The sequence below is a fragment of the Pandoraea thiooxydans genome (assembly GCF_001931675.1).
GTDB classification, from domain to species: Bacteria; Pseudomonadota; Gammaproteobacteria; order Burkholderiales; family Burkholderiaceae; genus Pandoraea; species Pandoraea thiooxydans.
On sequence record NZ_CP014839.1, the window covers coordinates 2961409 to 2983463 of the forward strand.

At 62.4% G+C, this 22055-nt stretch carries 18 protein-coding genes, 1 tRNA gene and 1 pseudogene; 8 read left to right on the forward strand and 12 right to left on the reverse strand.

Translation table 11 applies throughout. The features are described from left to right. The first annotated feature begins 53 nt into the window (after positions 1-53). Positions 54-2729, forward strand: a complete 2676-nt coding sequence (pepN, locus tag PATSB16_RS13580) for an aminopeptidase N (protein WP_047214650.1) — start codon at positions 54-56, stop codon at positions 2727-2729. A 33-nt stretch (positions 2730-2762) separates the two neighbouring features. Here pepN and metE read toward each other — a convergent pair whose 3' ends face one another. Continuing rightward, positions 2763-5078: a 5-methyltetrahydropteroyltriglutamate--homocysteine S-methyltransferase gene (gene metE / locus PATSB16_RS13585; RefSeq protein WP_047214651.1), complete on the reverse strand. Its 2316-nt coding sequence runs from the start codon at positions 5076-5078 to the stop codon at positions 2763-2765. A gap of 96 nt (positions 5079-5174) precedes the next feature. On the opposite strand from metE, the gene PATSB16_RS13590 reads away from it, so the two are divergent. From PATSB16_RS13590 to PATSB16_RS13605, 4 genes are all read left to right on the forward strand, one after another. Then, complete coding sequence (locus PATSB16_RS13590) at positions 5175-6098, forward strand: LysR family transcriptional regulator (RefSeq protein ID WP_047214652.1); 924 nt, start codon at positions 5175-5177, stop codon at positions 6096-6098. An 83-nt stretch (positions 6099-6181) separates the two neighbouring features. Further along, a complete protein-coding gene (locus PATSB16_RS13595) occupies positions 6182-7471 on the forward strand; it encodes an aspartate carbamoyltransferase (protein WP_047214654.1) in 1290 nt (429 codons plus the stop codon). An 84-nt stretch (positions 7472-7555) separates the two neighbouring features. Then, a complete protein-coding gene (locus tag PATSB16_RS13600) occupies positions 7556-8560 on the forward strand; it encodes a class 1 fructose-bisphosphatase (protein WP_047214655.1) in 1005 nt (334 codons plus the stop codon). 112 nt (positions 8561-8672) lie between these two features. Beyond that, a tRNA-Thr gene (locus PATSB16_RS13605) sits at positions 8673-8748 on the forward strand. 252 nt (positions 8749-9000) lie between these two features. On the opposite strand, the gene PATSB16_RS20890 is transcribed toward PATSB16_RS13605, so the two are convergent. The 6 genes and pseudogenes from PATSB16_RS20890 to PATSB16_RS13630 form a co-directional block, all read right to left on the reverse strand. Beyond that, positions 9001-9204 carry a hypothetical protein gene (locus tag PATSB16_RS20890; protein ID WP_156884748.1) on the reverse strand — a complete coding sequence of 68 codons (204 nt, stop codon included), beginning with the start codon at positions 9202-9204 and terminating at the stop codon, positions 9001-9003. Between the two features lie 116 nt (positions 9205-9320). Then, complete coding sequence (locus tag PATSB16_RS13610) at positions 9321-9599, reverse strand: helix-turn-helix transcriptional regulator (protein ID WP_047214656.1); 279 nt, start codon at positions 9597-9599, stop codon at positions 9321-9323. Between the two features lie 3 nt (positions 9600-9602). Beyond that, entirely contained in the window at positions 9603-9920 is a 318-nt protein-coding gene (locus PATSB16_RS13615; RefSeq protein WP_047214657.1) for a type II toxin-antitoxin system RelE/ParE family toxin, read from the reverse strand. Positions 9921-9951: 31 nt separating this feature from the next. Then, positions 9952-10494 (reverse strand): annotated as a pseudogene (locus tag PATSB16_RS13620) (tyrosine-type recombinase/integrase); the annotation flags it as partial. Between the two features lie 29 nt (positions 10495-10523). Next, on the reverse strand, positions 10524-10817 hold the full coding sequence (locus tag PATSB16_RS13625) for a HigA family addiction module antitoxin (RefSeq protein ID WP_047214658.1): 294 nt from the start codon (positions 10815-10817) through the stop codon (positions 10524-10526). Positions 10818-11105: 288 nt separating this feature from the next. After that, positions 11106-11750: a DsbA family oxidoreductase gene (locus PATSB16_RS13630; RefSeq protein ID WP_047214660.1), complete on the reverse strand. Its 645-nt coding sequence runs from the start codon at positions 11748-11750 to the stop codon at positions 11106-11108. A gap of 123 nt (positions 11751-11873) precedes the next feature. Here PATSB16_RS13630 and PATSB16_RS13635 point away from each other — a divergent pair, with 123 nt between their 5' ends. After that, positions 11874-12533 carry a trimeric intracellular cation channel family protein gene (locus PATSB16_RS13635; protein WP_047216563.1) on the forward strand — a complete coding sequence of 220 codons (660 nt, stop codon included), beginning with the start codon at positions 11874-11876 and terminating at the stop codon, positions 12531-12533. 43 nt (positions 12534-12576) lie between these two features. Here the strand turns inward: PATSB16_RS13635 and PATSB16_RS13640 are convergent, their stop codons facing one another. The 3 genes from PATSB16_RS13640 to PATSB16_RS13650 form a co-directional block, all read right to left on the reverse strand. Further along, positions 12577-13632: a porin gene (locus tag PATSB16_RS13640; protein WP_047216564.1), complete on the reverse strand. Its 1056-nt coding sequence runs from the start codon at positions 13630-13632 to the stop codon at positions 12577-12579. Between the two features lie 102 nt (positions 13633-13734). Then, on the reverse strand, positions 13735-14445 hold the full coding sequence (locus PATSB16_RS13645) for a YczE/YyaS/YitT family protein (protein ID WP_047214661.1): 711 nt from the start codon (positions 14443-14445) through the stop codon (positions 13735-13737). Positions 14446-14612: 167 nt separating this feature from the next. Further along, the gene (locus PATSB16_RS13650; RefSeq protein ID WP_237170232.1) at positions 14613-16382 is read right to left on the reverse strand and encodes an adenine deaminase C-terminal domain-containing protein; all 1770 of its coding nucleotides are present in this window, start codon (positions 16380-16382) and stop codon (positions 14613-14615) included. A 252-nt stretch (positions 16383-16634) separates the two neighbouring features. Between PATSB16_RS13650 and PATSB16_RS13655 the strand changes: the two genes are divergently transcribed. After that, positions 16635-17537 (forward strand): LysR family transcriptional regulator, encoded by a 903-nt coding sequence (locus tag PATSB16_RS13655; RefSeq protein WP_047214663.1) that lies wholly within the window; start codon positions 16635-16637, stop codon positions 17535-17537. 287 nt (positions 17538-17824) lie between these two features. Next, complete coding sequence (locus PATSB16_RS13660; protein WP_047214665.1) at positions 17825-20098, forward strand: FdhF/YdeP family oxidoreductase; 2274 nt, start codon at positions 17825-17827, stop codon at positions 20096-20098. Positions 20099-20247: 149 nt separating this feature from the next. Here the strand turns inward: PATSB16_RS13660 and PATSB16_RS13665 are convergent, their stop codons facing one another. Both PATSB16_RS13665 and PATSB16_RS13670 read right to left on the reverse strand, forming a co-directional pair. Next, positions 20248-21189 carry a VOC family protein gene (locus PATSB16_RS13665; protein ID WP_047214666.1) on the reverse strand — a complete coding sequence of 314 codons (942 nt, stop codon included), beginning with the start codon at positions 21187-21189 and terminating at the stop codon, positions 20248-20250. A gap of 14 nt (positions 21190-21203) precedes the next feature. After that, positions 21204-22052 (reverse strand): fumarylacetoacetate hydrolase family protein, encoded by an 849-nt coding sequence (locus tag PATSB16_RS13670; RefSeq protein WP_047214668.1) that lies wholly within the window; start codon positions 22050-22052, stop codon positions 21204-21206. Between the last annotated feature and the right edge of the window lie 3 nt (positions 22053-22055).

The window sequence follows — 22055 nt, forward strand, 5'->3', positions numbered from 1 at the left end:
CACGTCGCCGCTTAGGTACAATTTAACCATCACGTGCCGCTTACCGAGTTCCCATGCCCAGCCCAGATACCGCAGTCCGCCGCACCGATTACACCCCTCCTGCCTATCTGATCGATACCGTCGATCTGGCTTTCGATCTGGATCCCGGCAATACCACCGTCACCAACCGCATGCGTGTGCGCCGCAACCCGCAGGCCGCCGGCGCGGCGCTGCTGCTGCACGGGCAGGAACTGGAACTGCTCGGCATCGAGATCGACGGGGCGCCTTGCCACGACCATCGCCTGACGCCCGATGGCCTGCTCATCGAGCACCCGCCGCAGGATTTCGAACTGCGCCTGGTCACGCGCTGCCACCCTCAGGAGAATACCTCGCTGATGGGGCTGTATGTGTCGAACGGCAACTTCTTTACGCAATGCGAGGCCGAGGGTTTTCGCAAGATCACCTACTTTCTCGACCGGCCCGACGTCATGGCCACTTACACCGTGACGCTGCGCGCAGACCGGCAACGCTACCCGATCCTGCTGGCCAACGGCAATCTCGCCGAACAGGGCGAGCTGCCCGACGGCCGGCATTATGCCGTCTGGCACGATCCGTTCAAGAAACCCAGTTATCTGTTTGCGGTAGTGGCAGGCCAGCTGGTGTGCCGCGAGGAGCGCATTCGCATCGGTTCGGGCGAAGAAAAGCTGCTGCAGGTGTGGGTCGAGCCGCGCGACCTGCCCAAGACCGCGCACGCGATGGCCTCGCTGATCCATGCGATCCGCTGGGACGAACAGCGCTTTGGCCTGGCGCTCGATCTGGAGCGCTTCATGATCGTCGCCGTGAGCGACTTCAACATGGGCGCGATGGAAAACAAGGGCCTGAACGTCTTCAACACCAAATACGTGCTGGCCGACGCGCAAACCGCCACCGATGTCGACTACGGCAATATCGAGGCGGTGGTCGGCCATGAATATTTCCATAACTGGACCGGCAACCGCGTGACCTGCCGCGACTGGTTCCAGCTCAGCCTCAAGGAAGGCCTGACGGTATTCCGCGATCAGGAATTTTCGGCCGACATGATGGGCACTGAATCGGGGCGCGCGGTCAAGCGCATCGAGGACGTGCGCGTGCTGCGCCAGGCGCAGTTTCCCGAGGATGCCGGGCCGATGGCGCACCCGGTGCGGCCCGACAGCTATGTCGAGATCAACAATTTCTACACCGTGACGGTGTATGAAAAAGGCGCCGAAGTCGTGCGCATGTACCAGACCCTGCTCGGCCGGGACGGCTTTCGCCGAGGGATGGATCTCTACTTCGCGCGGCATGACGGACAGGCCGTCACCTGCGACGATTTTCGCCAGGCGATGGCCGATGCCAACGGGCGCGATCTGACGCAGTTCAGCCGCTGGTACAGCCAGGCCGGCACGCCGCGCGTCAAGGTCACCGGCCATCACGATGCGGCCGCGCGCACCTATACCCTGACACTGCGGCAGGAATGCCCCAAGGTCGGCGTCGAGATGCTGCCCGGCACGCCCGACAAGCTGCCGTTCCATATCCCGTTCGCGGTCGGCCTGCTCGATACGTCCGGACATGACTTGCCGCTGCGCCTGCAGGGCGACGACGGCGCGGCCGCCACCACCCTCGTGCTGGACTTCACCGAGGCCGAGCAGCGCTTTACCTTCGTCGACATCGACGAGCCGCCGCTGCCGTCGCTGCTGCGCAACTTCTCGGCGCCGGTGATCGTCGAGCACGAATACACGGTCGACGAGCTGGCCTTTCTGATGGCCCACGACAGCGATCCGTTCAATCGCTGGGAAGCCGGCCAGCGACTGGCCACCCGCCAGTTGCTCGCACACGTCGAGGCCATTCGGCGCGGCGAGTTGCCCAGCGTCGATACCTTCGTCATCGACGCGTTCCGCCAGGTACTGCGCGACGACACGCTCGATCCAGCCTACCGCGAACTGGCGCTGACGCTGCCCGGCGAGAGCTATCTCGGCGAGCAGATGGACGAAATCGATCCGGCGGCAATTCATGCGGCCCGGCAATACATGCGCCAGCGACTGGCCACCGCCTTGCACACCGAGTGGCTGGCCGCCTATCACAATCACCAGACCCCGGGCGATTACCGCCCCGATGCCGCCTCCGCCGGCCAGCGCGGGCTGAAGAATCTGGCGTTGAGTTACCTGAGCGAACTCAACGACACCCACGTCACGCAGACCGCCCAGGTCCAGTACGAACACGCCAACAACATGACCGATCGCCTGGCCGCGCTCAACGCGCTGGTCAACGGCGGGCAGAGCGCGCAGGAAGCCGCATCCGCGGCACTGGCCGAGTTTTACAGCCGCTTCGAGCAAGAGCCGCTGGCTATCGACAAATGGTTTGCGCTGCAGGCCATGCAGCGCGCCACCGGCGCGCAACGCGTCATCGATACGATACGCACGCTGCTGCAGCATCCGGCCTTCACGCTGAAGAACCCGAACCGCGCCCGCGCGCTGATTTTCAGCTTCTGCGCCGGCAACCCGGCGCAATTCCACGCCGCCGACGGCTCCGGCTACGCTTTCTGGGCCGACCAGGTGCTGGCGCTCGACGCACTCAATCCGCAAGTCGCCGCCCGCCTCGCGCGGGTGCTCGACCGCTGGCGCAAATACACGCCGGCGCTGCGCGGCGCAATGCTCGATGCGCTCAACCGCGTGGCCGCCCACCAGGGGCTGTCCAAAGACGTTCGCGAGATCGTCGACAAGGCGATCGGCTGAACCGGCGGCCTGCCGGCCGCCGTCCGGGTTCGCCTAAGCGGCCGCGGGCTGGCCGTGCGCGGCCAGCCTGGCCCGCACCGCCCGCGCTGCGGCGGTCATTGCCGTGAGCGCCGGGTCGACCTGGGCCCAATCGCGCGTCTTCAGCCCGCAATCGGGATTCACCCACAGCCGCTGGGCCGGAATGCGCGCCAGCGCAGCCTCGATCAAGCGCTCCATCTCGGCCTGCGCAGGCACGCGCGGCGAGTGAATGTCATACACGCCGGGGCCGATTTCATTCGGATAGTCGAACGCCTCGAAGGCGTCGAGCAGTTCCATGTCGGAGCGCGTCGTCTCGATCGAGATCACGTCGGCATCGAGCGCGGCGATCGACGGCAGAATGTCGTGAAACTCCGAGTAGCACATATGCGTGTGAATTTGCGTGTCGTCGGCCACCGCGCATGAGGCTACCTTGAAAGCCCGCACCGCCCAGTCGAGATATTCCGCCCAATCGCGCCGGCGCAGCGGCAAGCCTTCGCGCAGCGCCGGCTCGTCGATCTGGATCACCCGCACGCCGGCTTTTTCCAGGGCGAGCACCTCGTCGCGCAGCGCCAGCGCGATTTGCAGCGCGGTGCGCTCGCGCGGCTGATCGTCGCGCACGAAGGCCCACTGCAGCATCGTCGCCGGCCCGGTCAGCATTCCCTTGACCGGTTTGCTCGTCAGGCTTTGCGCATAGGCGCTCCAGGTCACCGTCATCGGTTCGGGCAGGTACACATCGCCGTAGATCACCGGCGGCTTGACGCAGCGCGAACCGTAGCTTTGCACCCAGCCGTTCTCGGTGATCGCATAGCCCCACAGCAGCTCGCCGAAATACTCGACCATGTCGTTGCGCTCGGCCTCGCCATGCACGAGCACGTCCAGTCCATAGGATTCCTGCTTTTCGATCGCCAGGCGAATCTGCGCGCGCATCGCTTCCAGATAATCGAGATGCGTCAACTGCTTGCGCTTGAAGCCGGCGCGCGCGGCGCGAATCTCGGCGGTTTGCGGGAACGAGCCGATGGTGGTGGTCGGCAGCAGCGGCAGCTTGAGCCACGCCTGTTGCGCGGCGATGCGCGTCGCGTAGTCGCTGCGGCGGCGCGCATCGGCCTCGCTCAGACCGGCGAGCTTGCGGCGCACGACCGGATTGTGAATGCGCGGCGAGCTGCGGCGCGCCGCCAGCGCCCGGGCGGTATCGTCGAATGCGGCTTGCACCGATGCCACGCCATGGGTGAGCGCCTGGCGCAGCACCGCGATTTCGTCGAGCTTTTGGCGGCCGAACGCCAGCCACGCGCGCAGCTCGTCGTCCAGTTGGGTCTCCAGGCTCGCATCGACCGGCGCATGCAGCAGCGAGCAGCTCGAGCCCACCCAGAGCCGATCGCCCAGCGCCGCGTGCGCGGGCGCGAGCAACGCGAGCGAGCCGGCCAGATCGTGCCGCCATACGTTGCGCCCGTCGACCACGCCGCATGAGAGCACCTTGTCGGCCGGGTAGCCGTCGACAAACGTGGCGAGCTGCTGCGGTGCGCGGGCCAGGTCGAGGTGCAGGCCGGCCACCGGCAGCGCCTTGAGCAAGGCCGCATGCTCGCTGACGTCGCCAAAATACGTCGTCAGCAAAATGCGCGGCGCGAGCGGCGCCAGCCGGCGATAGGCCGGCGCGGCCGCGGCCAGCCAGGCGGCAGGCAAATCGAGCGCAAACAACGGCTCGTCGATCTGCACCCACGCCACGCCCTGCGCACGGAGCCGCCCCAGCAGACGCTCATACTGCGCAAGCAGAGCCGGCAGGAGCGTCAGGCGATCGGCCAGGCCGTCCTTCTCCTTGCCCAGATACAGCAGCGTGAGCGGGCCGACCAGCACCGCCTTGACCGGATGACCGAGCGCCTGCGCCTCGCTCACTTCGTCGAACAGCCAATTCACGCCCTCCCCGAAGGTCGTTGCCGGACTATATTCCGGCACCAGGTAGTGATAATTGGTATCGAACCACTTCGTCATTTCCAACGCCGGCTGGGCGGCGTTGCCGCGCGCCATGGCGAAGTAGGCGTCCAGATCGAGATCTTGGGCATCGAAGCCGAAGCGCGCCGGCAGGCCGCCGACGTGCGCGAGCGTGCTCAGCACGTGGTCGTACCAGGCGAAGTCGCCCACCGTCACCCTATCCAGGCCGTCGAGCCCCGCCGCGGCGCCGGCCTCGCGCTGCGCCTGCCAATTGGCGTGGCGCAGCGCGCGGCCGGTGTGCGTCAATGCCGTCTCGTCGATTTCCTTGCGCCAGAATTTTTCCAGCGCGAATTTCAGCTCGCGGTGCGCGCCGATGCGCGGCAAACCCAATACGTGTGCTCCAGCCATTGCCATTCCTCTGCCATTGAAAGTCTGCTGGCAGTATCTGCCCCGCTCATTTATTATTCAAACGAAAGTTATTTCTGATAATCATTAATTATTTTCATGACACGAACACCCATCGAACTCCGCCATCTGCAGACCCTGCTGGCCTTGCGCGACACCGGCAACGTCTCGCGCGCAGCCCAGTGGCTGCATCTGACGCAATCGGCGTTGTCGCACCAGATCAAGGCGCTCGAAGATTTTTACGGTCTGCCGCTGTTCGTGCGCAAATCGGCGCCGCCCAGCTTCACGCCGGCCGGCAAGCGGCTGCTCGAGCTGGCCGAACAGGTGGTGCCGGCGGTCGAAGCCGCCGGGCGCGATCTGGTGCGGCTCGCGCAAGGCACACGCGGCACGCTGCGGATCGCCGTCGAGTGCCATACCTGCTTCGACTGGCTGATGCCGGCAATGGACGTCTTTCGCGCGCACTGGCCGGAGATCGAGCTCGACATCGTCTCGGGCTTTCATGCCGACCCGATCGGCCTGCTGCACCAGGACCGCGCCGACCTGGCGATCGTCTCCGAATACGACCCTGACGAGGCGGTCGATCACCACCCGCTATTTCGCTTCCAGATGGTGGCGTTGCTGGCCAACGACCATCCGTTGTGTGCCAAGCCGTTTCTCGACGCCGAGGACTTCCGCGCCGAGACGCTCATCACCTATCCGGTGCCGGACGATATGCTCGACCTGATGCGGCAGGTGTTGATCCCGGCCGGCATCGAACCGGCGCGCCGCACCACCGAATTGACGGTCGCCATCCTGCAATTGGTGGCGAGCTGCCGCGGCCTGGCGGCGCTGCCGCTGTGGGCCGTGAGCGGCTACCTGGAGCGCCGCTACGTCACCGCCCGGCCGATTACCCGCGCCGGCCTCACCGGCAAGCTCTATGCCGCGACCCTGCCCGCCCTGAGCGGCAAGCCGTACATCACCGAATTCGTCGCGGTGATGCGCGAGACCAGCTTGATGAACTTTCCGGAGATTGAGTTGCTGTAGGTGCGAACCGCATTGAAATTCGTGGACAAACACAAGACGCCGCCGTACTATACGCATCGCGTACAAATACAACCAAAAGGGTCATGATGAGCGCTCAACAAATCTTCCTGCGCGACGCCATGCGCCGCCTCAACATGACCCGAGACAGCTTCGCCGATCGCATCGGCGTGCGCCGCCGGGCGCTCGACACCTGGCTTTTGCCGGAAGATTCGAGCGAATTCCGCAGCATGCCGGGTATCGTCGAGAAATTCGTCGATGAAATCGTGCAGCGCGAGGCTCCGGCCAGCGGAGATACGCAAAGCGTACATACGTCGTTGCGCGAGCGCATCGCCGTCGAAGGCAAGCCGCAGTTGCTGTCGGTCGACCAATTCAGCCGCGAATCGCTCGAAGACCTGTTCCGCATCGCCGACATCATGCAGCCGATCGCGCGCCGCCAAAAGGTGTCTCGTGTGCTCGAAGGCGCGGTGCTGGGCAACCTGTTCTTCGAGGCCAGCACCCGCACCCGCGTGAGCTTCGGCGCGGCGTTCTGCCGGCTGGGCGGCTCGGTGTGCGACACCACCGGCTTCACTTTCTCGTCGATGGCCAAGGGCGAATCGATCTATGACACCAGCCGGGTCATGAGCGGCTACGTCGACGCCCTGGTGGTGCGGCACCCCGAACAAGGCTCGGTGGCCGAATTCGCGCGCGCCACCAACATTCCGGTGATCAACGGCGGCGACGGCCCGGGCGAGCATCCGAGCCAGGCGATGCTCGACCTCTATACGATCCAGCGCGAGTTCTCGCGGCTGGGCAAGCTGGTCGACGGCGCCCACGTAGCAATGGTCGGCGACCTGCGCTACGGCCGCACGGTGCACTCGCTGATCAAGCTGCTGGCGCTGTATCGCGGCCTCAAATTCACCCTGATCTCCCCCGTGTCGCTGGAAATGCCCGCCTATATCATCGATCAGGTCGAGCGCGGCGGCCACGTGGTCGAGCAATCGCAATCGCTCGAGGAAGGCTTGCGCGGGGCCGACGTGGTGTACGCCACGCGCATCCAGAAGGAGCGTTTCGCCAACGAGGCGATCGAGGGCTACACGCCGGAATTCCAGGTCTCCCAGGCGCTGATCAATCGCGTGTGCGATGCCGGCACGATCATCATGCACCCGTTGCCGCGCGACAGCCGGCCGGGTGCCAACGATCTGTCGACCGACCTGAACCACGACCCGCGCCTGGCGATCTTCCGCCAGACCGACAACGGCATTCCGATCCGCATGGCGATCTTCGCCGTGCTCATGGGCGTGGAAAACCAGGTGCAGCACGCGATGCGCGACGTCACCTGGCGCACGCCATCGCGCATCGGCCCGGACGACGCCTCGTTCGACGGCCTGGACTGAGCCGGCAAAAGTAAAAAGGCGCATGAGCGCGTCCCGGGCAGGTAAAATTGCGGCAACCCGAGTCTTTTGCCCTGGAGTGCAGTCATGCGCCGTAAAACCCTCACCCAATACCTGATCGAGCAGCAACGCGAGTTCGGCAACATCCCCGCCGAATTGCGCCTGCTCATCGAAATCGTCTCGCGCGCCTGCAAGACCATCGGCTACAACGTCTCCAAAGGCGCGCTCGGCGGCGTGCTGGGCAGCGCCGGCAGCGAAAACGTGCAAGGCGAGATCCAGAAAAAGCTCGACGTGATCTCCAACGAGATCCTGCTCGAAGCCAACGAATGGGGCGGCCACCTCGCCGCCATGGCGTCGGAGGAAATGGAGCAGGTCCACCACATCCCCAATCGCTATCCGAAAGGCGAATACCTGCTGCTGTTCGATCCGCTCGACGGCTCGTCGAACATCGACGTCAACGTCTCGATCGGCACCATCTTCTCGGTGCTGCGCTGCCCCGACGGCGTGTGCGAGGCCACCGAGCAGGACTTCCTGCAGCCCGGCACCCGTCAAGTGGCGGCCGGCTATGCGGTCTACGGCCCGCAAACCGTGCTGGTGCTGAGCACCGGCCACGGCGTGCACTGCTTCACGCTGGACCGCGAGATGGGCTCCTGGGTGCTCACCCAGGAAAACATGCGCATCCCGGAAGACACCAAGGAATTTGCCATCAACGCCTCGAATTCGCGGCATTGGTACCCGCCCGTCAAGCGCTACGTCGACGAACTGCTGCTGGGCGCGGAAGGCCCGCGCGGCAAAGACTTCAACATGCGCTGGATCGCCTCGATGGTGGCCGACGTGCATCGCATTCTCACGCGCGGCGGCATCTTCATGTACCCGGCCGACGCGCGCGATCCCAGCAAGCCCGGCAAGCTGCGCCTGATGTACGAAGCCAACCCGATGAGCTTCCTGGTCGAGCAGGCCGGCGGTGCGGCCACCAACGGCGCGCAACGCATGCTCGAAGTTCAGCCCACCAGCCTGCACGAGCGCGTGGCCGTGTTCCTCGGTTCGAAAAACGAAGTCGAGCGCGTGACCGGCTATCACCGGCAGGATTGAGCCGGCCTGGTGTCAGCCCCGCTTCGGCGACGCCATGCACACCGCTGCCGGGAAAAATATTGCGTCAGGCTAGTGACAAATCGCCTCTGGTTTTGTTAAAATCCGAGGCTTCGCCGGAATAGCTCAGTTGGTAGAGCAGCGCATTCGTAATGCGAAGGTCGGGGGTTCGACTCCTCTTTCCGGCACCAGTAAAATCAAAGGGTTACGGCAATCATGCGCGTAACCCTTTGTCGTTTCTGGCAACAGTGTAACCACTGTGTAACCGGATTGGAGAAACTTCAGGCCTACTTAGGCGATTTAGCAAATCCACTGATAATCCAGCTTAGAGTGCGGGCGCAGACGTATCCGATGACCCCGAGTAACGCTGACCTGCGCCCTTCACTAGTACCAACCGGTCACGGTAGGCCTCATATCCATGAAGCACCTCAGAACTTTCGCCGTTAATTAGCGCTCGCAGTTCTGCAGCGATACCCCAAAAAGCCCACATGTAGCAGTCCCAGCGTTTCATGGGTGTTGCGAAAAGCCTCGCCACTGTCGCCGTAAGTCTGAAAAAGTAGCGCATCAAGCTTTAATGCAAGCTCGCTCGCGCGGTCTTGAGGAAACGATTTGGGGGTAGGGACCGGCGTAGAATTGGTCTTAGCCATGATTCAAGCTCCTTTCTAGCTTGGTTTATGGCCAGGCGGCTCGAAGTGCTGCAACGCCCGCGCCGCCGCTCCGCCGCTCCGCCTGATACCGTCAACCGTCAGGCAACGGTCATGCTCTATACGGCCTCAAGACGCACCACAGCGCGGCTTCCAGTTGCCTCGGCATATCGGGTAAGTGTACGCATCGAAGGCAACGAACGGCCGCTCTCCATTCTTGCAATGGTCGATTGGGTCGTATGCATCCGTTCTGCCAACTCATCTTGAGTCAGTCCGGCTCGAACACGCGCGGCAATGAGTTCTCGTGCAATGGCAAACTCCGGCGCTTGTGCGTCGTATTCAGCCTTCGTTTTGGGGTCCGCCAGCAGGCGTTTTTTCAGGGTGGCAAGGTCAGTCATCGTTCAATCCTCTTTCATTCTGGCGACAGCTGTCTCGATGGCCCGGCGCGGCGTCTTCTGCGTCTTCTTCACGAACACGTGCAGCACAACCAGACGCTGCCCGGTCCGTGTAACGTATATCGCCCGCGCGATGCCATCCCAGCCCGTCATGCGGATTTCCCACAACTTTCCCTCCAACGGGCGCACGTGCGGCATTCCGACGCGCTGCGGACCAAATTCCGCCAGCATTTCCGCGATGTGCAGAAAGCGGGCGCACATATCGGGCGGCAGCGACAGCAATTCGGCTTCAGCGTCGGGTATTAACTCTACGTGCCATGCCATTATTTTATCGTTTTTTTGCTATATTCGTAAATCACTGCGCCACTACCCGCAATCCCGGCGCCTGCTCACGCTTAAAGTCGATGCCCGCCTGCTCCAGCATCCACGCCTCAATCTTGTCGTGCCAGTTTCGCAGCAGATCCAGCGGACGGCGGCGATAATGCTTCTCGGCAAGTGCGCTAGCCGTATGCCCCATAATTTGCGCCACCACGCCTACGGGCACCTCGCACCACTCAGAAAGCGTGCCGAATGACCGGCGCAGGCCATGCAGCGTCACATGAGGCAATCCCGCAGCGGCTAGCGCCTGATTGTGCGCAATGCGCGGCTCGGCAATCTTGCCATCGGCGGCAGCCGAACTACTGAACACCCATTCATTGCGGCGCGGTAACGCGGCCAGCAGGGAGGCAAGATAAGTTGTCAGCGGAATAGCTCGGTCCGTCACCGTTTCCACCTTGTCAGCCACATGCAGGCTTCGCCATTGAAAATCCACTCCGGCCCACTTGAGCGCCGCCATTTCCTCGCGGCGCGCGCCGGTAAGCAATAACGCTTGCAGGTAGGCACTGATAACGGGGTTCTTGGATCGCCCAAGCCAGACCTTGGGCACTGCTAGACGTTCAACCGCTTTGCCGGTTTGACTTTGACCGTGCTTTTTTGCTCCGCATGCCATAAGTCATATTGAAGCTGCTGCCGCAGCCAGATTTCCGGGCTGCCGCCCAGCCATTGGGCCAAACGAATTGCCATATCGGCACTAATCGCAGCCCGCCCGTTAATTACCCTCGAAAGTGCCACACGCGACACCCCCAATTGCTCGGCGGCTTCGGTCACACTCAGACCCAAGGCCGGCAATACGTCTTCCTTGAGTGCGTCGCCGGGGTGCGGCGGATGGTACATGCGCGCCATATTCTGTTCCCTACTGATAATCCTGGTAATCGACAACCTCGGCGTCCTCGCCGCTGGCAAAACTCTCCCATGGGCACGCGACTGATTGAGAAATGCCAGATATGGCCTGTGCGCAATAGTTCACCCTCTTTCCGCTTTGCCCGGAATATCGGACTATTCAGTTGATCGCTCGCAGCACCCGATAATGCAAATCCGGCGCTTGCCAGCGTGCCTCACTCGTTATATGAAACACACGCAAAAAAGCCCAACCGCCAGGTTGGGCTTTTTGCTTTCAGGGAGCGTGGCGCCCTACTCCGCCGCCAGCACCTCGCGAATCACCTGTTCGAAGGTCTCCACCGGCTGGCCGCCGGTCAGTACGTAGCGGCGATTGAAGATGATGGTCGGCACCGAGTGGATGCCCTTGGCCTGGTAGTCCCGCTCCTCGGCGCGTACCTGCTCGGCATAGTCGCCACGCTGCAGCACGGCGCGCGCCTCGACCGGGTCGAGCCCGACGGATTCCGCGACCTCGACCAGGACGTCGTGGTTGCTGACATCCTTGTCGTCCGAATGATAGGCGCGCAGCAGCGCGAGCTTGAGCGGCAACTGCTCGCCCTGGAGACCCGCCCAATGCATCAGGCGATGCGCGTCGAACGTGTTGTAGACGCGGGTGCGCGGACCGAACGTGAAGTCGACACTCGCGCCGCGCTCGCGGATCATCGCTTGCGTCTGGGCCACCTGCTCCGGCGTGCGGCCATACTTCTTGCAGAGATAGTCGACGGTGTTCTCGCCGCCGGCGGCCATGTCCGGATTCAGCTCGAATGGGTGCACCACGATCTCGGGCTCGACCTCGTTTTCGAGACGAGCCAGCGCAAGCCGCAGCGACGACAGCCCGACCGCGCACCATGGGCAGGCGATATCCGAAACAAAATCGATTCTCAGGGGTTGCGGTTGCATGGTGCTTTCCTCCGGCTTGATCGCTTCGATCATACCAGCGAATTTTCCGGCCAACCGGTGTATATTCGCACCCAGCGCTATCTGGCCGGCGTCTGGCCAGCCTTCACTATCAGACAGATCATCGTGCCCCCCCACGTCGTCAATTCCCATGTGGTGTACACCGCCCTCGATCTGGTGGGCACCTTCGCGTTCGCCATCAGCGGCGCCGTCGCGGCCCGCCAAAGACGGCTCGATCTGTTCGGCATCGCGGCCGTCGCCTTCACCGTGGCCTGCGGCGGCGGCATCGTGCGCGACGTCTGCATCGGCGCCGTGCCGCCAGCGGGCCTGTCGAACTGGCGCTATCTGGCCGCCTCGCTGTGCGCCGCCGCGCTCACCATTCTGGCGTATCCGAAAATCCGGCGCCTGCGCCATTCGGTGCTGCTTTTCGACGCGATCGGGCTCGGCCTGTTTGCCGTGTCGGGCGCACAAAAGGCGCTCACCTACGGACACAGCGCGGAGCTGGCAATCCTGCTGGGCATCGTCAGCGCGGTCGGCGGCGGCGTGATGCGCGACGTGATGCTCTCGCGCGTGCCCGCCATCCTCGAGCGCGAGATCTACGCCTCGGCCGCCTTGCTCGGTGCCGTAATCCAGGTCGGCCTCCATTACGCAGGCTGGAGCAACGCCTGGACCCCATGGCTCGCAACGCTCGCCTGCGTGACGGTGCGGCTCGCCTCCCTCTATTTCGGCTGGCGGCTGCCGGTGTTTGGCGAGGCGCGGGAGAATGGGGTTCGCGAGCGGCCGTAGCTCGCCCGCAGTGCAACGCCGGCCGGCAAACGCCGGGCCCGCTTCAGAACCGGGTCCGAATGCCGATCCCCAAGGTGCTCCCGCTCGACAGGGCTGCAACGTGGTCATACAGGTAGCCGGCATAGATGTCGGTTTGCCTGGAGCATGGATAGTCGTAACTGAGCGCCGCCGTCTGGCGCGTTTTGTTCAAGTTTCCATCGTCTCGCGAGTATGCGTACGAGGCCAGTACCCGACCCACGCCAACCGGCACCGCAAGCCCGGCCTGCACCATATTGACGTGAAAGCTGCCGCTGAGCAGTCGATTGCCGGTGTACGTATATTCCCCGAACAATTTCACCGCCCGCACGCGATACGACACGCCCAGTTGCGCCGCCGTTTGGCTTTGCAACCCATGCAGCAGGTTGCCGAGGTCGCCCGGCGTGGCGCTGAAATTCAGATACTGGTAGGTCGCTCCGATCGCGAATGCTCCCTGCGAGAACGTTGCTTGGGTGGCAAACTTCTTGGCGCTGTCGTTGCCCGCCTGGTTGCCAAGCGCATACATGACGCGGGCATTCAATCCGCCGAAATCCGGCGTGGCGTATTGAATCGCGTTACTCCATGAGGTGCCGCCCAGAATGCCCTGATCGGTAGCGTAGCCAGGATAGGTGCCCAAACCGGCATACAACTGATTGATAGTCGGCGAAAAAGTGAATGAGGCATAAAAGGGGTTGAACCGCGCGGACTGCAAATAGAGCAAACTGCCCTGCCGCCCGAGCGTCAGCGTTCCGGCTGGCGACACGATGCCCACGTAGGCATTGCGGGAGAAGAACGCATCGCCGTTATACGAGCCGTACTGGCCGCTCTGCGGTCGGAAAAATCCCTCGATGGCGAACGTCGTCTTATAGCCGCCGCCCAGATCTTCCTGGCCACCGAACCCCCAGAATGACGTCGACATGCCACCGCCCCCCATTTGCGCGGCGCCTGGATTGCCGGGTATGCGTTGATAGCCAGTCCATGCGTCGACGATACCGTACAGCCGTACGCTCGATTGCGCGTTGGCGTGAACGCCGATCGCCGCCAAGGCCAGGGCCACGCCAAGACGGCGGATTTTTTTCGGCATGCCGGGGAAAAAGCTTTCCTTAAACATAATGTTGTCTCTTTCAAATGACGAGCGGAAGCCGCCGTCACGCGCGGGTGACGGCGCTCGGAAAAAGCAAGTGGGTTAGTTCGGCCGGTGCTCCAGCGCGCGCTGGTGATGCAACGCTTTCGCGGCCTTGATTTTCTTGAACAGAAAGAAGTAGAGCTTGATGTACTGCCCCACCAGAATGGCATTCATGAAAGTGCCTTCCCGGATGAACTTAGGCTCCCCCAGGCATACGAAACCAATCGTGGCGCTGACCACCAGCAGCGTGCAATCGAAAGTGGTCTTGATGTTTCCCCATTTCCATCCGGTGCGCCTGAATATCGCATTGACGAACATGTCGATCGGCATGAGCACGAGATTCGCTCGAATCATCAGGAACAGGCCGAATGCGGTCAAGGCGTCCGCGAACGCCAGTAAAGACAATTTCAGGAAGTAGTCCTGAAACCCGATCGAGCGGGTCAGCATCAGGTTCAGATTCAGGCACGACGCCAGCACGAATGCCGGGATCAACGAAGTCAAATCCTTCGCTTTAAAGTCCTTGCGCAACACCAGATAGGTCAGGAACAGCATGAACAACTCAAGCATAAAGTTGTATGTCCCCTGGCTCAAGGACGTGTACACCAGGGTCATGGTGCGGGTCAGGCTGCTCTGGGGCGAAATGCCAATGCCGGCTCTGATCGCCAGACTGATCCCCAGTGTCAGTATGTAAATTCCGGCGGTGTATGTGATCCAGCGCCGCGTCAGGCTGCCGGTATCGATGATTTCCGCGTCTCGTTCATGGTGCGCCATGATTGTCTCTCGGTTGTCTTCCTTGTTTTTTTGCGAATCCGGTCGCCTCTTTTTATCGTGGGGCGCCGCGCTCTTATCGGCAACCCGGACGCACAGCGGCGCTCGGGCTCCCGCAGCCGGCCGGTCATTATGGTACCCGCCGGCCTCCTCCTGTTATCGGGCTGGCCTCACACCATGAACCCGAAACGATCCAGCGAAATGAACAACGTCAGGAGCTTGTTCACCACCGGCTCGCCCTCATTGCGATTGCCCATCGCCTCCAACGCCGCGTCGATGGCGCGTGTCGCCGCGACCAACTCGGACAGGCTCATGTTGGCCATCACGCCGTAAATGTCCAACGGCAGCAAGGCCTTGACCGCCTTGTTTTCGGTGACGACGCAGCCGCCGACCTGGGCATCGATCTGTTTCAGACAGTGGCACATTTCCTCGCTGTCTTGCCCGACCGCTACGAAATAAGCCTTGGGAGCCGGCCAGAACGTCGCCACGGCGCCGCGATCGATGCGCACCCCCTTGAACAGTCCATTGACCACATGGCGCTTGCCGTTGGCATAGCGCTGCACCACCGCGATGCGATTGAGCGTGACGCCGCCGACTTCAGGGACGATTTTTCCGTCCCGCACCGGCACCCAGACTTCCTGATAGAACTTTTCGTGACCCCGGCCGTAGACGTCGAACAGATACACCTTGGCCTGCTTGCCGTCGGCTGAAATCTCCAGCGGCAGCAGCTCGAGTTCTGCCGGGCTCAGGTTGCCAAGTCCCGGCACCGGCTCCTTCACCATGCCGGAATAGTCGATATCGGCGTGCTTGAGCATCTGGCGGTCTTTGGCCACCAGCTCGCCATCCTTGAAGACAAAGCGCGGATTGATTTTCGACAGGCTGTCGGTCAGCACGATATCGGCGAAGCGCCCGGGTGTGAGCGAGCCAAACTTGTTGTCCATGCGAAATGCCCGCGCCGTATAAAGCGTGGCCATTTTGATCGCCTGAATCGGATCGATGCCCATTTCGGCACACAACGAGACGACCCAATCCATATGGCCCTTGGTCAGCAAGCGATCGACCGAAATATTGTCCGCGCACAGTTGGAAATTCTCGGCGGGCCACTTGCGCTTGACGATCGCGCGCAACATGATCTTGATCACTTCGGCGCTGCCGACGCCAAACTTGATCTGCGTCTGCAGACCATAGCGAACGCTTTTCTCGATGTCGTCTTCCTTCCAGACATCGTGATTGGCAAACGCGCCGATCGCGGGCATGTAGTTCAGCATCATGTCCGACAGCGTGGTCACGCCCCAATGCGTGTTCATGAAGCCGCCCTTGGCGCGCCCCAACGCGGACTTGCGGAAATCGTCGTCATTGCCCACGCTGTAGGTCAGGTGCGCGAGCTCGCCCAGGCCGATCACCGGTTCCATCTTCAACAGCGCATCGGTGACCTCCACCGAGGTTTTCTTGCCGGGCGCAAACGCATACACGCGATACGGCAAGCGCTCGTGGTGCTTGAACAGTTGCGCGGTCGCCGGCACCGCCTCGGCTCCGGCCGCGCTTACGAAATCCAGGCATTCGGAAAAAATGGTGGTCGTGCCGCAAGGAACGATCGCCTCGCCGAACGCGGCGGGATGCGCCAGTTGCGCGTCGAAGTGAACGTGCGCGTCGATCAGCCCGGGAATCGCATACAGCCCCTCGCCATCGAACACCTGACGCACCTTGATGGCCGTCTCGTCGGGATTCAGGGCGACGATGCGCTTGTCATAAACCAGAATCGAGCCCTGGTACACGGTTTCGCTGTGCACATCCAGGATGTTCAGATTCCTCAGCAGCAAATCCGCTTCCTTTTTCCCGTTCAGGATGTCGAAAATTGCCCTCACCTGATCGTAGTGGGCGGCAACCTGATCGCGTTGCGCGGATGCCGAGGCATTTCTCTCGGTGATTTCTTGGTACATGGCTTGTCTCTCTCTCATCAATTGGCACGAGCCTGTTTGCCGCGGCTCGGCAGCGAACCCATCCGTCAGACCGAGGCTAAACCCCGCGTGCGGCAAAGCGGGACGAGCGCGGGTTCGGCTCTTTCAGATCCCGTCGCCAACCAGGGCGACTGGCGTAATGAAAACCCAATTAACCGTTTCTGAAAAGCGATGTTTTAAGCACATAATGTGCATTTTTCGAGTACGCTACGGTTTCACTCAGGATCCATCGCCATGCTCCACTCACGCCTTCTGCGCTACATCGACGAAGTCGCACGCTGCGGTTCCATCCGCGCGGCCGGCGAAAAACTGCACGTCGCCCCGTCGGCCATCAGCAAGCACGTCCTGCTGCTCGAAGAGACCATCGGCGAGCCCTTGTTCGAGCGCCTGCCGCGCGGGCTGCGGCCAACAGCGGCAGGAGAAATTCTTCTGGCTCACGTGCGCAGCACCTTATCGGCGTACCGCCAGGTCGAAGCCGAGATACGGGATCTGAAAGCGCTGGAAAAGGGCGAAGTGATCATTGCCACCATGACTGGCCTGGCCAGTGGTATCGCCTCGACCGCCGCGACACACTTCTGCGCGCAACATCCCCACATAAAACTTTCCATTCGGGTGATGCCGGTGCTTGAAATCCTGGATGCGATCGCCAGCGGCGACGCCGATCTTGGCCTGGGCTTCAATCTGCCGCCCTCGCCCCAACTCGAAACCCTCTGGGAAATGGACACGCGCTTGGGCGCCGTGATTTCTCCGAGCCATGCGCTGGCACGCATGGAATCCATTCCGCTGGCCTATTGCGCGTCTTACCCGCTCATCTTCCCGGATCGCTCCATGCTGATCCATGGCATCGTCGCCGACACTTTCGCCGAGGCTGGCCTCAGCGTCGAGCCGGCCTTCCGCACCAATTCGATCGAGACGATGAAGCGACTCGCAGCCGCCGGCGAAAGCATTGCCTTTCTCAGCAAGTTCGACATCGTCGAGGAGTATCGCCAGGAGGTCCTCACCTACCGTCAGATCCGCGATCGCGCCTTCAGCAAGAACGTACTCTCGCTGGTTCGCCGCGCAAAGCTCGGGCGGGGTCTTGCAAGCGTGATGCTCGCCGAGGAGATCATCGGTGTGCTGGGCGCGATGAGCGGATAGGGTTTCCCGTTGTTTATGCTTCGTCCATTGTCGCATCGCGCTCTTTGGCCCGGCGCCCGCCGGTGTTCGCAGAGGCGCGGGGAAATACACTTCGGGAGCGATCGTAACCAACCGCGCCTCGGCCGCCAAAGCGCTTCTGCCCAGTGTGACTCAGCCACGGCACGATCCGTGCTGCGCGCTGCGCACTCGTTCTGTCTATACTGGTACAGCAAACGGTCTCCGAGGTACGCCTACATGGGCCGTCATCCAGGCCCCAACAAATACCGGGGCTCCTTATGGAGTGCAAAATGACCAAACGACGCGACGTGCCGGGCATCCGGCGCTATGACGCCCCCGCCGGCGGATGGGGCGCGCTGCGAGCCACCGCGCAGGCGATCCGGCAACAAATGGAAGGGCTCGGCGCACCGATCACCCTGCTGCGCACCAACCAGCCCGACGGCTTCGATTGCCCCGGCTGCGCATGGCCCGACAAAGAGCATAGGTCGACCTTCCAGTTCTGCGAGAACGGTGCCAAGGCGGTCACCTGGGAAGCGACCAGCAAGCGGGTCGGACCGGATTTTTTCGAACGCCACACAGTGTCTTCGCTGCTGCGGCGATCCGATTACGAGCTGGAAGATCTTGGCCGGCTCACCCACCCGCTGGTCTACGATCGCGCCACCGACACCTTCCGTGCCGTCGAGTGGGAAGCGGCGTTTGCCCGCATCGGCGAGATCCTGCGGGGCCTGCCCTCGCCCGATCAGGTCGAGTTCTATACGTCCGGCCGGGCGTCGAACGAAGCGGCCTACCTCTTTCAGTTGTTTGCGCGCGAATACGGCACCAACAATTTCCCCGATTGCTCGAACATGTGTCACGAGCCGACCAGCGTGGGGCTGCCGCAATCGATCGGCATCGGCAAGGGCACCGTCTCGCTCGACGACTTCGACGCCGCCGAACTCATCATCTCGATCGGGCATAACCCCGGCACCAATCACCCGCGCATGATGGGCACGCTGCACGAGGCCTCGCGCCGGGGCGTGCCCATCATCGTCTTCAATCCGCTGCGCGAGCGAGCGCTGGAGCGCTTCGCCGATCCGCAGAATGTCGTCGAGATGGCGACCTACGGCTCGACCCGCATCGCATCGACCTACTACCAGGTCGATGCCGGCGGCGATGCAGCCGCCCTCAAAGGCATCATGAAGGCGCTGCTGGCCATGGACGCGGCGCACGGCAACGTGCTCGATCATGCATTCATTGCCGAGCACACCCAAGGATTCGACGCCTTCGCCGCCGACCTGGCGACAACCACCTGGGCCGACATCGAAACCGTCAGCGGACTGGCCCGCGGCGAACTGGAGCAAGTCGCGGCCGCCTATGCCAAATCGAATGCGACCATCGTCACTTATGGCATGGGCATCACCCAGCACAACCGCGGCACTGCAAACGTCCGCCTGATCGCCGACCTGCTGCTGTTGCGCGGCAATTTCGGCAAACCCGGCGCCGGCATCTGCCCGTTGCGCGGCCACTCGAACGTGCAGGGCAATCGCACCGTCGGCATCACCGAAAAACCTTCCGCCGCGTTCCTCCAACGTATCGAGGACGTGTTCGGCTTCAAGCCACCGGCGACGCACGGGCACGACGCCGTGCGGACCATGCAGGCGATGATCGACGGCTCGGCCAAGGCCCTGATCTGCCTGGGCGGCAACTTCGCGGTGGCACTGCCCGACGCGGGGCAATCGTTTGCCGCGATGGGCAAGCTCGACCTGAGCGTACACGTGGGCACCAAGCTCAATCGCTCGCATCTGCTGGTCGCCAGGGAAACCTACGTACTGCCCTGCCTGGGCCGCACCGAGCTCGACCTGCAAGGCGGCATGCGTCAATCGATCACTGTCGAAGATTCGATGTCGATGGTGCACGCCTCCGCCGGCAAGCTGCCGCCCGCCTCCGAGCAACTGCGCTCCGAGCCGGCCATCGTCGCCGGCATGGCCAGCGCGACGTTGCCGCACAGCAAAGTGGCATGGCCGGCATTGGTCGCCGACTACGACAAAATCCGCGATGTTATCGAACAGACCGTGCCGGGCTTCGACTCGTACAACGCCCGCATCAGAATCCCCGGCGGGTTCCGCCTGCCGTTGCCGCCGACCGAACGCGTGTGGCCCACTCCGTCGGGCAAGGCCATGTTCTCGGTGTTCGGGGGCGTCAAGGAAGACGCCGATGTCTACGGCGCCGACGAAGTGCTGCGCCTCATTACGATCCGCAGCCATGACCAATACAACACCACCATCTACGCGATGGACGACCGCTACCGCGGCGTCTTCGGCCGGCGCGACGTACTCTTCATGAACGAAGCCGACCTCGCCGAGCGCGGCCTTGAACATGGCGACCTGGTCGACATCGAAACCGTCGTGACGGGCCGGCCGCTGCGCCTGGAGAAAATCACCGCCATCGCCTACAGCATCGCGCAAGGCTCGGTGGCCGCCTACTATCCGGAAGCCAACGTGTTGGTGCCGCTTGATTACTTCGACAAGGAAAGCGGCACGCCTTCATACAAGTCCGTGCCGGTGCGGGTCACGCGATCGGGGTGATGGTTAGCGGGTTTCATGGGGTTGCCAAACAGGTTGCTTGTCGGCACCACTCCGCATCGTCTTCGCCAGAGACCCTTTTTTCTTGCTTGGCGCCATGCCAATCGACTGCGATGGCCAATGGCAAGGCGCAAGCGCAGGTTGGGCGATGGTCACACCTCTGTGTTTCGCACGAAATTTTCTGGTACGGGCGGTCCCCACAGATAGAGCGAATCTTCTGGTAGAAAGTCTCCTGCTGGCCAGTCTCGCCCAGCGGATATGAAGTCAATGTCGGCCGAATACTCGCAAAACGAGCCCCACGGGTCCTCGACGTAATGGAAATAGTTGGCCCCGAGCACATGCCTTCCGGTTCCCCACCCCCTCGCGTAGCCGGCAGCGGCCATTTGTGCCGCACCCTGGCCGACCATGTCCACACTCGCGACGTCCCATGACGAATGGTGCCAGCCGCGCGCACTGCTCTTGGCAAAAGCAACCAAATGATGATCGCAACCATGGGGCGCATGGGTAAAGGCAATCAAATCGCCCGACTTATCGGACAGCCTCAGCCCCAGTGCACGCTCGTAGAAAGCTACCGCACGCAATACGTCTGTCGTGAAAAGCAGTACATGCGATAGTCGCCTGGGCCGCACGCGGGGGGCCTCGGCGCGGGTGCAGGCACCGCGCGTATCGGCTGCGGCACCTGCGCTGACATGAGGCACTTTACAGTCCGGGCTGGTTTTTTTTCCGGCGCGGACCTGAATGAGATTGCCGTCAGGATCGTGGAACCAAAATCCCGCACCTGCATCACCGAGCGCCGGAGAAATATTCGTACCCCCCGCCGCAATCACCTGCGTCCGAAGCACCGGAAGATCGGCCGCATAACCGTTAAAGCACAAGTAAGCCAGTGACTTATTTGACGCGGCCAACAGGCGTGCCCAGCGATGGCCATCCGCAGCGCGCAATTCCAGCCCGGCGATCTGTCCCGACGCCGGGTCGACATCCAGGCCGAAGGACTCGAAGAACCGGTGAGCGTCGGCCAGGGACGGTACGTTCAATGCAAAATGGTCAATGGAATGTACCGCCGCGGCCGCTTGAAAGCGTGATTCTTGTCGCATGGCAATTCCTCGAATCAGCGTTTGATCTCGTCGGCAATTGGATTGCGCAGCGTTCCAATACCTTCGACGCTCACCTCGCACACATCGCCATGCCGCATCAATAGCTTCGGTGTACGCGCCCAGCCAATGCCTGATGGCGTGCCGGTGACAATCACGTCTCCCGCCTCCAGCGTCATCGCCCGGCTCACGATGCTGATCAGGCTCGCCACGTCGAATAGCATGTCATCGGTGCTTGCCGATTGCACCACTTTGCCGTTCAAGCGAGTCTCGAGACGTAACCCCTTCACCCCAGGCGGCAGTTCATCGGCAGTGACCAGATCGGGGCCGAACCCTCCGGTACGGTCAAAATTCTTGCCAACTGTCCATTGCGGCGACTTGAATTGGTATTCACGCACGGAGGCGTCATTGAATAGCGTGTAACCGGCAACATAGGCAAGCGCGTCTTCCGGGCGGATATGGCGCCCACCTTTGCCGAGAATAGCGGCGATCTCCCCCTCGAAGTCAAGGCCCTCGCTGTCTGGTACCGCCGGACGTACCAGAGGTTGCCCATGCGCTACCAGACTGGTCGCCACACGGAAAAAGATGGTCGGGTAGTCTGGTTGCTCATATTTGCTCTCCTTGGTGTGATCGGCATAGTTCAGGCCCGCGCAGATAATCTTCGGCGGGCACGTCAGCGGCGGCAGGAACGTGAGACCTTCCGCAGTTATGGAGGCTTGACCTGACCGCGTCCGCCCGTGCACAGTCAGATCGACTCCGCGAGCGAGCAGAGACTCGAGCGCCTCCTCGCCAACGATCCGGATCGCATCGCCCTCGCGAACGCCCAAGGTGGGCTTGTCATTATGGAGAAATGAAACGTAACGCATAAC